Source organism: Flavobacterium sp. KBS0721, from assembly GCF_002007065.3.
Classification (GTDB): Bacteria; Bacteroidota; Bacteroidia; order Flavobacteriales; family Flavobacteriaceae; genus Flavobacterium; species Flavobacterium piscis.
The window spans coordinates 4,662,088-4,678,958 of the sequence record NZ_CP042170.1; the positions used below are offsets into that span (position 1 = coordinate 4,662,088).

The 16,871-nt window shown below is 36.1% G+C and carries 8 protein-coding genes; all 8 read left to right on the plus strand.

What is annotated here, in order from left to right; all coding sequences use genetic code 11:
• Positions 1-163 precede the first annotated feature (163 nt).
• The 8 genes from B0M43_RS19710 to B0M43_RS19745 all read left to right on the plus strand — a co-directional run bounded on the left by B0M43_RS19710 (position 164) and on the right by B0M43_RS19745 (position 16,700).
• Entirely contained in the window at positions 164-4,255 is a 4,092-nt protein-coding gene (locus B0M43_RS19710) for a two-component regulator propeller domain-containing protein (RefSeq protein ID WP_078007866.1), read from the plus strand.
• Positions 4,256-4,468: 213 nt separating this feature from the next.
• Positions 4,469-7,471 carry a TonB-dependent receptor gene (locus tag B0M43_RS19715; RefSeq protein ID WP_078007867.1) on the plus strand — a complete coding sequence of 1,001 codons (3,003 nt, stop codon included), beginning with the start codon at positions 4,469-4,471 and terminating at the stop codon, positions 7,469-7,471.
• 16 nt (positions 7,472-7,487) lie between these two features.
• Complete coding sequence (locus B0M43_RS19720; RefSeq protein ID WP_078007868.1) at positions 7,488-9,005, plus strand: RagB/SusD family nutrient uptake outer membrane protein; 1,518 nt, start codon at positions 7,488-7,490, stop codon at positions 9,003-9,005.
• A 157-nt stretch (positions 9,006-9,162) separates the two neighbouring features.
• A complete protein-coding gene (locus B0M43_RS19725) occupies positions 9,163-10,341 on the plus strand; it encodes a glycoside hydrolase family 88 protein (RefSeq protein ID WP_078007869.1) in 1,179 nt (392 codons plus the stop codon).
• A 167-nt stretch (positions 10,342-10,508) separates the two neighbouring features.
• Positions 10,509-12,926 carry a glycoside hydrolase family 2 TIM barrel-domain containing protein gene (locus tag B0M43_RS19730; RefSeq protein ID WP_078007870.1) on the plus strand — a complete coding sequence of 806 codons (2,418 nt, stop codon included), beginning with the start codon at positions 10,509-10,511 and terminating at the stop codon, positions 12,924-12,926.
• 402 nt (positions 12,927-13,328) lie between these two features.
• The gene (locus tag B0M43_RS19735) at positions 13,329-14,186 is read left to right on the plus strand and encodes a heparin lyase I family protein (RefSeq protein ID WP_078007871.1); all 858 of its coding nucleotides are present in this window, start codon (positions 13,329-13,331) and stop codon (positions 14,184-14,186) included.
• A 35-nt stretch (positions 14,187-14,221) separates the two neighbouring features.
• The gene (locus tag B0M43_RS19740) at positions 14,222-16,030 is read left to right on the plus strand and encodes a glycoside hydrolase family 2 protein (RefSeq protein ID WP_078008027.1); all 1,809 of its coding nucleotides are present in this window, start codon (positions 14,222-14,224) and stop codon (positions 16,028-16,030) included.
• Between the two features lie 106 nt (positions 16,031-16,136).
• Positions 16,137-16,700, plus strand: coding sequence for a DUF2911 domain-containing protein (locus B0M43_RS19745; RefSeq protein WP_078007872.1), 564 nt, complete (start codon positions 16,137-16,139; stop codon positions 16,698-16,700).
• Positions 16,701-16,871: the final 171 nt, after the last annotated feature.

A 16,871-nucleotide genomic window follows, 5' to 3' on the forward strand; every position in this document is an offset into this window, starting at 1 on the left:
CGTACTGTTTGTCATCCTGACGGAGGAAGGATCACACTAGTAATTCGACAAAGATTGGCGATTTTCTACGTGGAGTTTCGTGTGTGATTTCTCCTCCGTCGAAATGACAAAATGAATAAAAAACTTTGTGCCTTAGTGCCTTCGTGGCAAAATCCTCAACACCATGAAATACAAAATAGCCCTTTTGGTTTTACTTTTTATTTCCGGGAATGTATTTTCCCAAAATAAATACCGCCTTAAAAACATCTCCACAACCGATGGGCTTTCGCAGAGTTCTGTCATTGCCATACATCAGGATAAATTTGGGCAAATGTGGTTTGGTACGCGTGACGGACTGAATAAATACGACGGAAGTAAATTTACTATTTTCAGGAATGATGCTGCCAATAAACACTCGATCAGTAACAACGATATTTTATCTATCGAAGAAGATAATACAGGTAAAATCTGGGTAGGAACTTACAACGGGCTTAATTGTTATGATCCTGTCAGCAATACTTTTACAAGATATTTACATACCAAAAACAACCACACCATAAGCAGTAATGCAATTTGGTCTATTAGAGAAATTGGCGACGAAATGTGGTTTGGAACCTCCAAAGGACTGACGATTTACAATAAAAAATCAAAACTCTTTACATCCGTTTTTCATTCGGATACAGATCCTGCGACGGTGCCGAGCAACAACATTATTACGATTTTAAAATCAAAAAAAGGAGCAATATGGATTGGCACAACAAAGGGTTTATGCCAGCTTGTGAGCAGAAAAAACGGCAAATTATCTTTTAAAAATTATCCTTTAAACAATACAGATCTTCTCAATGTTCAGGCAATTGCCGAAGATGTTTCTGGTAATTTATGGGTGGGGACAAAAAATAAAGGACTTCTTAAATTTGATAAGACATCCAATGCTTTTGTTTCTTTTTTATCTGAAGATAAATACCGCGAAATCAATACTGATATTCGTTCCCTGGCCTTTGATAATCAAGGCTCTTTATGGATTGGCGCGTATGACGGAATCTATATTTTAGGAAAAGACAAAAACGTTCAAAAAATAAACAGCAGCAATAACAGCAACGGAATCGATAAGGTAAAATCGATTTACATGGATCGAAAAGGTTCTGTCTGGATTGGCTGTTATTACAAAGGTGTGAATATTTGGGATATTTCCAATGTCAATTTCTCTAATTACAATCAGAATTCTAAAAAGATTGCGATGAGTTTTGATGTGGTGAGTTCCATTATTTCCGATAAAAAGCAGAATATCTATTTTGGAACTGAAGGCGGCGGAATCACCATTTACAATAAAAATACCGAAGCTATAAGTTATATCAACAGCAAAGGCGGTCAAAATATCAAAAACGATATTAAATCGATGTGTTTGTCTGGTGATATTTTATGGATCGGTACGTATTCAAAAGGATTATCGGCTTACAATGTTATTTCGAAAAAAATGGAAGACCACCGAATTGCCGATGATCTTACTGTTTTATTGAAAGAATCCGGTGTTTATTCGATCAAGGCAGAAGGAAACGACATCATCTGGATTGGTACTTTTGGCAAAGGTTTGATTCGGTACAATACGGATTCTAAAACTTTTAAAACAATAGGAAACGATAATACAAAAGCCAATTATCTGACCAATAATATTGTGCGTACTATTTTAGTCGATCAAAAAAAAGGCGCCTGGGTGGGAACTCAAAACGGTTTAAATTATATTCCGCTGAACAATTTTACTCCTAATAAATATTCGATTCAACATTACTTTTTCGATTCGGCTTCTTTATCCGGCGATGATATTCTGACCTTGTTTCAGGACAGTCAAAAGAAGATTTGGGTGGGAACAAAAGCAAAAGGCTTGCATTATTTTGATGGAAAGAAATTCAATAAAATCAATTTAAGAATCGGAAATACAGTTATCACTTCGATACATTCTATTCTTGAAGACGATGATAAAAACTTATGGATTAGTACCAATCAGGGGATTATAAGATACAGCACAACGCTGAAAACAGTGGTTATTTACGATCAAAAAGACGGTTTGGCCAGTAATGAATTCAATGACAATGCAGCTTTAAAACTGGATTCGAATCAATTTTATTTCGGAAGCCCTTCCGGCGCGACGTATTTTGATGCCAAGAAGATATCCTTAAATACGTATGCTCCTCAAGTTTTAATTACCAATCTCAAAATCAAGAACGAAAACATTCATCCTAATGATTCGATTGGCATTTTAGAAAAAAGCATTGGTTATACCAAAACCATTACGCTCGATTATGACAAGGCCAATTTTTCGATAGATTTTGCAATACCGAATTATATTCGATCCAAAAACAATCAATACAGTTATCGTTTGGTTGGATTGGAAAACAACTGGACGACAACCAAAAGTACCGAAGCTATTTTTGCCATTCAGAATCCCGGAACCTATACTTTTGAAGTTCGCGGTTCTAATAATGACGGCGTTTGGAACAAAGTTCCCACTACCCTGACCGTGATCGTAAAACCTGCTCCGTGGCGCAGTATCTGGGCATTTTTATTGTACGGAATTGTAATTGGTGTGGGATTATACGGTTTGATCTGGATCATGAAATCGAAAGCAAGACTGAAACAAAAACTGGAACTGGAATATCTGGAAACCAAACGAATTGAAGAAAATAATATCGCCAAACTGGATTTCTTTACTAATATTTCGCATGAATTCAGAACGCCATTAACCTTGATTTTAGGGCCTCTGCAACAAATTCTGGCCAATTATAACGGTACAAACGAAATGTATAAAAAGCTATTGGTGATTGAAGGAAGTGCCAATCATCTTTTGAGTTTAATTAATCGTTTAATGGATTTCAGAAAACTCGAAAACCATCAGGTTACGCTTGAATCTGCCGAAGGAAATATTGTGAAATTTACCAGAGAAATCTTTTTATCTTTTATCGAATATGCCAAAGATGGCGGCTACAACTATACTTTCGAATCCTCTGAAGAAGAAATTCTCGTGTATTTTGATCGCTATAAACTCGAGCGGGTTTTTTATAATTTAATTTCAAATGCATTCAGATATACTCCAAAAGGCGGAAATATTCACCTGAAAATTTCACACGACAACGAAAATCTTTTTATTGCTATAGAAGATTCCGGAGTGGGAATTGCGCCTGAACATATTGATAAAATTTTTGATTTGTTTTTTGAAGTTCCAATGCACAACAATGTTCAGAAAAACTATAATAAAGGAACCGGAATTGGGCTTTCGATTGTAAAAAATATCGTAAAACTGCATAAGGGAGATATAGAAGTGACCAATAAAGAAACTCAGGGAGTGATTTTTAAAGTTACGCTTCCGTTAGGCAGAACGCATCTTTTAGACAACGAAATTATTACCGATTTTAGAATTAGTGATGATATCGACCAATACACTGCTCAATTAGAAAAAGCCGAAATAACAGAGCCGGAAGACATTGATGATTTTGTGGTAAATGACGAAAAACAAACTATTTTGATTGTCGAAGATCACAAAGTTTTACGATCGTTCATGAAAAATTTACTAAAGGAAGATTATAATATTATTGAAGCCGAAAACGGAAAAGTAGCTTTTGAGAAAGCATTGCAGCACGTTCCGAATTTGATTATCAGCGATGTTATTATGCCCGAAATGGTAGGAACGGAACTTTGTTCGAAAATCAAAGAAAATCTAAAAACAAGCCATATTCCGGTTATTCTGCTGACATCGAGAACTTCATTAGTGTATAAATTTGAGGGTTTAGAAAGTGGCGCTGACGATTACATCAGCAAACCTTTTAATTTAATTGAATTTAAACTTCGCGTTAAAAATCTGTTGAATTCGACTGAACGCTTGAAAAACAAATTCTCCAGCGATGATAATTTCATTCCGTCAGAAATAACGGTTTCTTCTTTAGATGAAGATTTATTGAAAAAAGCTTTCAAAATTGTCGAGGAAAATATTTCGAACGAACAATTCGATATTCCGTTTTTCTGTACTGAATTGGGTGTAAGCCGTACCATGTTATTTTTAAAAATAAAAGCCTGGACGAATTTTACGCCAAACGAATTCATTCATGAAATACGATTAAAACGTGCCGCTCAATTATTAGAACAAAATAAATTAAACGTTTCCGAAATTAGTTATAAAGTCGGATTCAACAATCCAAAATACTTTAGCAAATGTTTCCAAAAAAAGTATGGGGAAACGCCAACTCAGTTTGCTGACAAATTTTTTAAATCTTCAGAAATTTTTTAGGGAATTCGTTATTTTAAAGGGACAAAAAAAGGGTATCTGAATTTTTAGATACCCTTTTTTGTATTTCTATATCGTTTTCGGCTACTACATTTGTCCTATGAAAATCAAGAAAACAAAATTCTTATTACTGCAATTTCTATTTGTGATAATCATAATCGGAATGAGTTTACTGATTTTCTACTTTATCTAACATTAACCTAAAAACCAAAATGAATGTTCACAAACCAAAATTTCAAATCGCTTAAATGGTATTTGCTGGTAGCTTTTTTACTGGTAAATATTGTTGGAATTGCACAGGAGAGAAAAGTCACCGGAAAAGTTACTTCCAGCGAAGACTTACTTGGGCTTCCTGGTGCTAATGTATATGTAAAAGGTTCTTCGGTTGGAGGATCTGCAGACATGGATGGAAACTATAGTGTTTTCGTTTCGGAGAAAAATGCGGTATTAGTTTTTAATTATGTGGGATATCAAACTGTTGAAGTTCCTGTGGGAAACAAAACGGTCATCAATATTAGTTTAAAACCAGATACTAAAAATCTTGATGAAGTTATTGTGGTAGGTTACGGAACCCGTAAAAAGAGCGACATTACAGGATCAGTTTCTTCTGTAACCGCAAAAGAATTAACCGCCTACCCTACTCTAAATGCAGAACAGGCTTTACAAGGCCGTGCAGCGGGGGTTTCGGTACAATCTAATAATGGTGGTGAACCTGGTGCTCCGGTAAAAATCAGGGTTCGTGGAGGAACATCAATCAATGCAAGTGGAGATGCTCTTATTGTTGTCGATGGTTTTGCAGGAGTTTCTATGCCGGCACCTCAGGACATTGCTTCTATTGAGGTTCTTAAAGATGCATCGGCTACAGCCATATACGGATCCAGAGGTTCCAACGGAGTTATCATGGTTACGACCAAAAAAGGTAAACCAGGAAAACCGGTAATCGAATTCAGTAATTCAACATCGGTACAATCTGTCAACAATAAACTAGATTTATTAGATGGGCCACAGTTTGTAGCGTACAGAAAAAGTTTTACCACGCATACAGATGGCGGTGCAAATACAGACTGGCAGGATGTAATTTACCGTGAAGGAATGATTTCGAACACCTCATTATCTTTTTCAGGAGGTTCTGATAAAATCAGGTATTATGTTTCAGGAAACTATTTCAATCAAAACGGAGTGGTCATTAATTCCGGAATAGATAAATACACGATTGTAAGTAATGTTGAAGCAGATTTAACCGATAAATTTAAAGTGGGTTTGAATATGTTTCAAAGCAAACAAAACAAAGACGGAATTATTAGCCAGACGGGCGCTGGAGGAACTGGTGCAGCGGGTGTAATTGCAGCGGCGTACAGATTCATGCCGGATAAAGGAATTTATAATGCTGACGGAACGTATACGACAACGGCTCCAATTGGGGACGATATTGATAATCCGTATGCAACTGCAATGGATAATATTCTGGAGACACTTTCGACCGTAAACAGAAGTAACTTTTTTGCTTCTTATCAAATTACAAAAGATTTAAATTTTAAAACTACTTTAGGTTTAACCGATAATAATTCTCAAACCGGAAGATATATTCCGTCGACTTTGATTGCAGGAAAAAATGTAAAAGGAGAAGCTTCTATAAACAATACTAAATTTTCTTCTTTCCTTACAGAGAACTATTTAACGTTTAAACGTGAGATTATTGACAAAGGAATCCTGACGGTTCTTGGAGGATATTCGTATCAAAAAAATAAAAATGACCGTGCTTATGCCGCATCAAGAGGATTTTTGACGAATTCTAACTCTTACCATAATTTAGGTGCAGGAACGGTGTATTTAAAACCGGAATCAAGTTTGTCTGAAACAGAATTAATATCGGCTTTTGGAAGGTTGAATTTTGATTATGATGATAAATATTTATTCACCTTTACAGCACGTCGTGACGGTTCGTCAAGCTTTAGTGAAAACTACAAATACGGAACTTTTCCTTCTGGAGCAATTGGATGGAATGTTAGCAAAGAAAACTTCTTAAAAGATAGCAAAACAGTTTCTAATCTTAAATTAAGAGCAAGTTATGGTGCCACCGGAAATCCGTCTATCGATGCCTACTCTACGCTGTCTAAATTTTCTGAAGTATATGATGTAAGTGGCGACGTGATTGTAAATGCGGTTCAGCTTACGGCAATCAATAATCCTAATTTAAAATGGGAAACTTCATACCAACAAGATTACGGAATTGATTTGGGTTTATTCGATAACAGAATCAGCGTTACAGCCGATTATTATAAAACAATTACCAAAGATTTATTGTTCAACAGGCCTTTACCGGGAATTTCAGGAATTGCTTCTCAGCTTCAAAATGTGGGAGAATTAGAAAACAAAGGTTGGGAATTGGGCATTAATACCAAAAACTTTATTGGAGCAGATTTTACCTGGTCAACTAATTTTAATATTTCTTCGAACAAGAATAAAATCCTGAAACTGGCTGACAACAAAGATCTTTTGATCAACTCTGCGCCTGGACATTTTCTTGCAACAGAATCTCAGATTTTAAGAGTTGGTCAACCGGTTGGTTCTTTCTTTGGGTTTGTTTATGATGGTGTAATTCAGCAAGGAGAAGCGGTGCTTCCCGGGAATTTTGAAACTATTGCCGGAGGAGAAAAATTCAAAGATCTAAATGGCGACGGAAAACTGGATTCTAATGATAAAACGATTATCGGAAACCCGAATCCTGATTTCATTTTCGGATTCAATAATGATTTCACGTATAAAAATATTGATTTAAATATCTTTTTTCAGGGTTCTGAGGGCAATCAGATTTTAAATTATACTTTGATGGAACTGGCTTCTGGAAATAATAATGCCACTACAGAAGTTTTGGATGCCTGGACGCCAACAAACACCGATACCAATGTGCCAGTAAATGCGGCAAGAACGAAAAGAATTACTTCAAGATTTGTTTATGATGCAAGTTACATCCGTTTAAAAAACGTGTCTATAGGTTATAGTTTAGATGACAATGTGGTTTCAAAAATTGGATTAAGCAAAGTTCGTTTCTACATCAGTGCACAAAACTTATGGACTATTACCAAATATCCCGGTTCTGATCCTGAGGTAAATTACCTGAATGATAACAATTCAAGAAGCAATACCAACTTAGGATTGGATTACGGAAGTTACCCGAATGTAAGAACCTTCACTTTTGGTTTCAATTTAAAATTCTAGTTAAAAAAACAACGTTATGAAAAAATATATAGCTTTTCTTTTCTTGGGAATATTCGCTTTTGGATGTTCAGATCTGGAAGAACATCCTGTAGGAACTATTCGTCCTGAGAACTTCTTTAATAACACAGATGATCTGCAAGCTGCTGTAAACGGAGCTTTTGCCAACATTGCACACAATAATTATTGGGGAAGAGAATTTACCATCGCCCTAATGTTGCGCGATGATATGGCCGATATTGGCGACAGAACCACTCAGGCGGCACGTATCGATGTAAATGATATGAACATGAATGATACAAATGCGCTTGTAGCCAATTTTTGGCCACAATCGTATATCATTATCGCAGCAGCAAATCAGGCGATTGCAGGTGCTAAAAAAACTCCGGGAGATCCGGCAAAAGTAAACGCAATTGTAGCGCAGGCTTATTTTGCAAGAGCTTTTACTTATTACCATTTGGTGCGTATTTTTGGCGATGTTCCTTATATTGATTTTCCGGTAAACGAGGTTTCTCAGGTTGATAAATTAAGCAGAACAAAAGAGGCTGAAATTTATCCAAAAATCATCGCCGATCTTGAATTTGCAAAACAATGGCTCGAGGATAAACCAAAGGTAAAAGCCGTTCCCGGAAAAGGTACAGCAGCAGGATATTTGGCATCCGTTTATCTGACTTTAGGAAATTACCAAAAAGCTTACGACGAATCTAAATATGTAATTACCAACGAAGCCAAATTTGGTTTAGGTTTAGATGCTGATTTTCAGGATTTATTCAACGCTACAAAAGCAGCAGCTCTAAAAGAACCTTTATTTACAATTGACTTTAATAATTTAGTTTCAGGAAACTACGGTCAGGATTATACGTCATTTTTTACAGGATCATTAAAAGATGATAGTTATAGTTACGGACAAGGATTCTCGGTAGCAGTTCCGTCGCTAAAAGTATTTAATACCTGGGATCAAAGAGATTACAGACGAGCGGTAAGTTTTGATACGATTATTAGAAAAAAAACTGGTCCGGGTGGTGCGTTGCAAATTTATCCTTCAAGCGATAACGAAAAAGCGCCACGTCCGCATATTGCAAAATATTACCGTTTTCCGGGAAAAGCAGGTGCCAACGGAAGAACTTCTCAACACAATTATATCACCATGCGTTTTGCTGAAGTATTGCTAACCGCCGCCGAAGCTTTAAACGAAATTACTCCGGGAACTACAGAAGCTGATGGTTATGTAAACCGAGTACGCGCCAGAGCCCGAAACAAAGCCGGAAAACTGGTTTCTTTTCCTGCAAATATTACACCGGGATTATCTCAGGCCGATTTTAGAAAAATGGTTATTGACGAAAGAAGATTAGAATTCGCTTTTGAATACATCAGATGGTACGACATCAAAAGGTTGAAAAACGGTCCGGAAGTTTTTGGCCCAAGTGGTTTAGAGCCTCACGCCAATTTTAATCCGGCAAAAGATTATTTATTTCCATTACCGGGAACTGAGTTAGCGATTAATCCTAATTTAAAACCAAATAATCCTGGTTACTAAAGCATAAGAATGAAAATTAAAAATTTAGAATTAAAAATTAAAAATCTTTGGAATCGCAATTATCCTGAGTTTCGTTTTTCATACCCATTTTAAACAAAACTATAACCAATTTTTAATTTTTAATTCTCCATTTTTAATTAAATAAACAATAATAAGTATGAGTAAAGTTAGTAATTTTGCTTTAATCCTGGGGTTTGCATTGCTGGTAACAGCGTGCAAATCAGGGATTAATTCTACAACAAAAAACACTTCTGCAGCAGCAGATAATCTTCTGGAAACCCGATACAAAATGTTACTCGCTTATCCGGTTGATTCGATGTCGATGCCAAGAAGTATGAACATCAAAACCAATGCGATTAAAAAAGTTCCCTCAAGAGACTGGACAAGCGGATTCTTTGCCGGAAATCTTTGGCAATTGTACCGATTGACAGGCAACTCTGAATATAAAAAACAAGCCGAAAAATGGACGCCTTTCAGCAAAAAAGAAAACGTAAACAGAAATTCTCATGACGTAGGTTTCAAAGTATATTGTGCTTACGGAGAAGCTTTAAAAGTAGAAAACAAACAAGAATACAAAGACGTCATTATCAAAGGAGCAGAAACTTTATGTACTCGTTTTGACGCAAAAGTTGGTGCCATCCGTTCTTGGGATTTCAATAAGGAAATTTGGGATTATCCTGTAATTATCGATAACATGATGAATCTCGAATTGCTTTTTGAAGCCACAAAACTATCCGGTAATAAAAAGTATCAGGATATTGCGATTCAGCATGCCAATACAACACTCAAAAATCAATTTAGAGAAGATAACAGCTGCTACCATGTTATTGATTACAATCCAACCACAGGAGCTGTTAGAAAGAAAACTACGCTTCAGGGATATAATGACGATTCGGTTTGGGCACGCGGGCAAGGCTGGGCAGTTTACGGATTTACCATGTCGTACCGATATACCAAAGATCCTGCATACCTAAAACAAGCCGAAGCAACAGCACAATTTTTTATGAACGATAAAAATCTACCCGACGACGGAATTCCGTATTGGGATTTCAGAGATCCTGCTATTCCAAATTCAGCGCGTGATGTTTCTGCTGCAACTGTTATGGCTTCTGCTTTGTATGAGTTATACGACTATACTAAAAATAAAAGTTATTTGGCTTTCGCCGATAAAATAATCGCGAGTTTACATTCGGATAAATACATTTTAGATCCAAAGATAAACGCGCCTTTTATATTCGACCACAGCACCGGAAACTGGCCAAAACACGACGAAATCGACGAACCAATAATCTATGCCGACTATTATTTTCTGGAAGCATTGTTGAGGAAAAAGTAAGAAGGATGAAGGTTCAAAGGTACAGAGTTACAAAGGGACAAAGGTTGTGAACTTTGAATCTCTGATACTTTGAGTCTTTGAAATCTCAAACCTCACAACCTTTATAGCTTTGTCCCTTTGTCCCTTTGCACCTCTGTCCCTATTTTAAAAAAAAAGCTTTACAATCTATGAATACCTCACCGTACCAAAATAATACATTTTATACTTTTGCACTTTTTGTTTTTTTTCAAATTTGTCTGAGCAGCAGTTTTGCTCAGACAAAAATGAATATCAATGACAATTGGCAATATCTGGAAAATCACACTCCAAGTCTTGGCGAAGCACAAAAAGCCACTAATTGGATTTCATTAAACTTACCTCATACCTGGAATGCCGAAGACGCAACCGATCTTAATCCGGGTTACAGACGTGATGCAAGCTGGTATCAAAAAAAGCTGAACATCGCCTCTATCGATAAAGATCAGCTTTATTATTTATATTTTGAAGGATCGAATGTAACGACAAAAGTATATGTAAACGGTAAAGAAGCCGGCGGACATATTGGCGGATATATTGGTTTTACTATTGATATTACCAATTTTATTAAAGAAGGAAACAACGACATTTTTGTTCGTGTGGATAACAGTTATGATATTGAAGTGATCCCGTCTCAAAAAAGTGATTTCTATATTTATGGCGGAATAACCCGCGATGTCTGGTTATTGTCTAAATACAAGAATCATATCGAGAATTTAAAAATTACAACTCCTGAGGTTTCGGCTAAAAAAGCTTCTTTAAACATTGTGGCTTCAACTTTAAATCCTGAAAACGTAAAAGATTTATCATTAACAGTAATTCTTAAAAATCCAAAAGGGAAAAAGATTGCCAGTAAAACGATTCCGGTTTCGGATAAAACGACCACTATTCAATTCGAAAATCTAAAAAATCCTGAATTATGGGATACCGAAAAGCCGAATCTCTATAAAGTCACTGCTTTTTTATCAGAGAAAAATCAAATCAGAGACAGCATAAATGAAAAAGTGGGTTTCAGGTGGTTTGAATTTAAAGATCACGGTCCGTTTTACCTTAACGGAAAACGATTACTCATTCGCGGTACACATCGTCATGAGGAACAAGCCGGAGTTGGTGCTGCGATGAGCAACGAACAACATCATGCAGATATGGAATCGATTAAAAAAATGGGCGCTAATTTTGTTCGTCTGGCGCATTATCCGCAGGATCCTGAAATTTACAAAGCCTGCGATGAACTGGGTTTATTGGTTTGGGATGAATTGCCTTGGTGTCGCGGCGGAATTGGCGGTGAACTTTGGCAAACGAATACCAAAAATATGCTGGCCGAAATCATCAATCAAAACTACAATCACCCAAGTATTATTATTTGGTCTTTGGGTAATGAAATGAACTGGTTGCCTGATTTTCCTGACGGAGATAATACCGAAAAAACTAATGTATTCCTGACGGAACTAAACGACATCGCACATAAAATGGATCCAACGCGAAAAACCGCGATTAGAAAATATTATGAAGGTTCGCAAATTGTTGATGTCTTCTCCCCTTCTATTTGGTCGGGCTGGTATTCCGGAAGTTACAAAAGTTACCAAAAAGCAATTGACGTTTATAAAAAAGAATACAAACATTTTATTCACGCTGAATATGGTGGAGACAGTCATGTCGGCCGTCACAGCGAAAACCCGATTACAGGCGAAAACATCATAAAAGCCGAAGGTTGGGAAGAAGCTATTGTACAGACCAAAGTGGCCAATATTGCACAAATTGGCGATTGGAGCGAGAATTATATCGTTGATTTATTCGACTGGCACTTGCATATATCCGAGAATGATCCAACGTTTGTGGGTAATATTCAGTGGGCATTTAAGGATTTTGCAACGCCATTGCGCCCGGAAGATGATATTCCGTATATGAATCAAAAAGGACTTGTGGATCGTAACGGAAATCCAAAAGATGCGTATTATGTTTTTAAAAGTTACTGGAGCAATGAACCTTTTACCTACATCGAATCGCATACCTGGACAGAACGTCAAGGTCCTGAAAATACGCCAAGAACTTTGAGTGTTTTTAGTAATTGCGAAAAGGTTACTTTATTTCATCAGGGGAAATCATTGGGACAAAAACAAAGAAACCTTTCGCTTTATCCCGCAAATGGCTTAACTTGGGATGTGAATTTCCTTAAAGGTGAAAATATTTTAATCGCTGTTGGAGAAACAAAAGACGGAAAAAAAGTTTCGGACACGATCAAAGTAAATTATCGCTTTAATAAAAATGATACGGCAACTTCTTTACAATTATCATCAGAGAAATTAAAAAACGGCAATTATTTGGTAACGGCATTTGCAATTGACAACAACAATTTACGTTGTTTAGATTATGAGGAAAGTGTTTATTTTCAATGTTTAAAAGGGGGAAAAACGATGAAAAGCCAAGGAACTCCAACTGGAAGTGAATCGATAAAAATGGCTAATGGAAAGGCTTCGATAGAAGTGGTTCCTGATGGAGCCGGGATTCCGATTGAAATGACGGCTTTGAATCAGAGTTTTAAAGGAGAATATTTGAAGATTGCGAATTGATTAGCTTAACGGTTTAACCGCAAAGTTCGCAAGGGTTTACGCAGGGAACGCAAAGTTTTTTGTTTTATCCTGGGGACGGGATTAATCGCGCAAAGACGCAGAGACGCAAAGTTTACACACAATCTTGTCATCCTGAGGAACGAAGGATCACACGCGTAACTCTACAAAGATTGGCGATTTTGTTTGCGTCCCGAAGCTTCGGGATATTGTGATTTGCTTCGCCGGTTCGCTATCGCTCGGGTCCTCCGTCGAAATGACAAAAATGAGAACAAATCTACGCTCATCAGCTTAAATCTGCTCCCGATAGCTATCGGGACTGCGCGAAACAAAATCCTTTTAATCCTGACAATCTGTGGCAAAAAAACTTTTCGGAATCGCCTGAAATAATAAAGATCAACAATTATGAAAAATACAATCTTCTACGGAATTGCTTTAGCAATGACCACTTTTATAACCAATGCACAAGTAACCCTAAATGCCGATGGCCCTGATGGACTCGGCACTTATGAATTAATTACAAAAGCATTGGCGCGTGGAACTAAAAACGGCGCCGTAGAAGCTCCAGATGCTATTCATCCCAGTTTTGGGCGTCATATTACGGAAGTTTATGATGATGATCTGAAGAAGTATGTTTTTGAATTTAATCTACATGTTACAAACACACCTCCGGACAATGAACCTGTAAAAGGTAAAACGGACAGGCAGCGTGTCGAAATAAAATCATTTGAACCTTCTCCTGATAATTTAAAAGGAACAACTGGCGAAACTATTCAGTACAAATGGCGTTTTAAGATACCTGCAGGATTTCAACCTACTAAGGATTTTACGCATATTCATCAGATTAAAGCGGTTGATGGCGATGCAGGAAATCCTTTGTTTACTTTAACTTTAAGAAAAATGACAAACGGTTCTAATCAACTGGAAATCATTTATGTTAAAGATAAAGCTTCAAAAATGATAAAATACCAAACAGTAAATATGTCTTTATTTGAAGGAACCTGGGTTGAAGCAACAGAAACCATTAAAGTGGGCTTAAAAGGAACTTATGCCATAACTATAAAAAAAGTAAGTGACGGAAAGACTTTGATGAATTACAGCAATTCAAACATTCAAACGATTCGCGCTGACAATTCTTTCATTAGACCTAAATGGGGAATGTATCGCAGTTTGAAAGATATTGCTAATATGAAAGATGAAACGATGAGATTTTCAGATTTTAGTATAAAAGAATTAACTGTTTTATCTGGAAAAGATAAGTAGTCATCGAATATAAAATGATCAAAATAAATATAAGAATGAAAAAACTAATTACCTTATTACTATTAGCAACTGCTTTTATCGGGCAGGCACAAAATTTAATCTCGAATGTTCCAAACAGAACCACAACTTCTTTAAACGGTGTTTGGAATTATATCATCGATCCATATCAAACAGGATTTTACAGCTTTCATCTGGATCAATACGATAAACAGGCAAAACCATCTAATGGTGCTTTTTTTAATAATTATCATGCTTCAAACAAACAGGAACTGGTAGAATATGATTTTGATAAATCGGCAAAAATTACTATTCCGGGAGATTGGAATTCTCAGGTTCCGGAACTTAAATATTATGAAGGAAACGTTTGGTTTAAGAAATCATTCGATTATGAATTAAAGGATAAAAAACGCCTTTTTGTTTATTTTGGAGCGATTAATTATAAAGCGGATGTTTATTTGAACGGGAAAAAACTAGGAACTCACGAAGGTGGTTTTACACCTTTTAATTATGAAGTAACTTCGATTGTAAAACCTAAAGACAATTATTTGGTAGTGAAAGTTGATAATACACGTCATAAAGAAGATGTGCCGACTGTGAATACCGATTGGTGGAATTATGGCGGAATCACGCGCGATGTTACTTTAATCGAAGAGAATGAATCGTTTATTGAAGATTATAATATTCAGCTTAAAAAAGGAAATACGGCTTTGATTTCGGGTTTTTTAAAAATCAACAATTTCAATCCGGCGCAAAATGTTGTTACGATTTCGATTCCGGAATTGAAAATCAATTATAAAGCAAAAGTGGCTGCTGACGGAATTGTAAATTTTGAAATTCCTGCTAAGAAAATCTCCTATTGGTCGCCTGAAAATCCAAAATTATATGATGTCGTAATTGATTTTAACGGACAAAAATTAAAAGACAATATTGGTTTTAGAACCATCGAAACTCAGGAAGACAAAATTTTACTAAACGGAAAACAGATCTTTTTACGCGGAATTTCTATTCACGAAGAAAATGCAAAAGGCGGACGTGCGAATTCTGAAGAAGATGCTTTGCGTTTATTAAAATGGGCTCAGGAATTGGGTTGTAATTATGTTCGTCTGGCACATTATCCGCACAATGAAAACATTATAAGACTGGCCGATAAACTAGGTTTGATGGTTTGGGAAGAAATTCCGGTTTACTGGACTGTTGAATTCACTAACGAAAAAACATATAAAAATGCTCAAGATCAATTGACAGCGGCTATTACAAGAGATAAAAACAGAGCCAGTATAATTATTTGGTCGATGGCGAATGAAACCCCAATTTCTGATGCAAGAAATACATTTTTAAAAAATTTAGTAGCACATACAAAATCACTGGACAATACAAGATTAATCAGCGCGGCATTATTGACTCATAATGTAAAAGGAGTTGGAATGATCGATGATGAAATTGGTAAATCACTTGATATTATTGCTTTCAATCAATATTTGGGTTGGTATGGCGGAAATTTAGAAAACGCTGAAAAGACATTTTGGGACACACCTTACAACAAACCAGTAATTGTTTCTGAATTTGGAGGAGATGCCAAAGCGGGCTTTCACGGAGAAAAAAATGAAAGATGGACAGAGGAATATCAGGAATACTTATACAGCCAGAACCTGAAAATGATCGAAAAAATACCTCATCTTAGCGGTTTAAGTCCGTGGATTCTCGTAGATTTTAGATCGCCAAAAAGATTGCTTCCAGGAATTCAGGACGGTTACAATCGTAAAGGTTTAATTTCGAATGATGGCGAAAAGAAGAAAGCTTTTTATATTATGCAGGATTGGTACGCTAAAAAGAAAAAAGAATAATAAAATTAAGAACTATTATCAATTCATTAACAAAAAACAAACTGTAATGATATGATTTTTATTCATTATTAACTTACTTTGTAGTTATTCTAAAAATTGTATTCCTATGAAAAAATTAAGTTTATTGGCAGTTACTTTATTTGCTGTCTTTACAGTTCAAGCTCAGGAAGTAGTAAAGTTTGCTCCGCTTGATGCTAGTCCGGTTGATATTTCTTATTTCCCGAACAAAGCAGTTAAATTCAAAAAAACTGACACTCCAAATCCTGTTGTCAAAGTTACTTACGCAAGACCTTCTGTAAAAGGGCGTACCATTTTTGGTGATATTGTAAAGTTTGGTGAAGTTTGGAGAGTAGGTGCGAATGAAAACACAGAAATCAAATTCTACAAAGCAGTAACAATTGATGGTAAAAAAATTGCGGCTGGTACTTATAGCTTATTTGCTATTCCTGAAAAAGATAAATGGACAATCATCCTTAATAAAGAACTTGATTTATGGGGAGGTTATGCTTATGACGAAAGTAAAGATGTTGTAAGAGTTTCAGTTCCTGTAAAACCGGTTTCTACAGTAATCGAAGCATTATCAATCGCTTTTACAACTCAGGGTTCTATAGCCAATTTGGTTATTGGCTGGGATAAAACAACTGTTGAATTACCTATTACGATTAAATAATTAAATTATTTTTTGATATGAAAAGGGATACATTTTTAATGTCTCCCTTTTTTTGTAGATAATTTTCAATACTATATAAACATTGCCCGTGGTTTCAACCACGGGAACGTGGGATTGGATACGGATTGTTTTTTGATTGTGTTCCCGTGGTTGAAACCACGGGCTATGTTT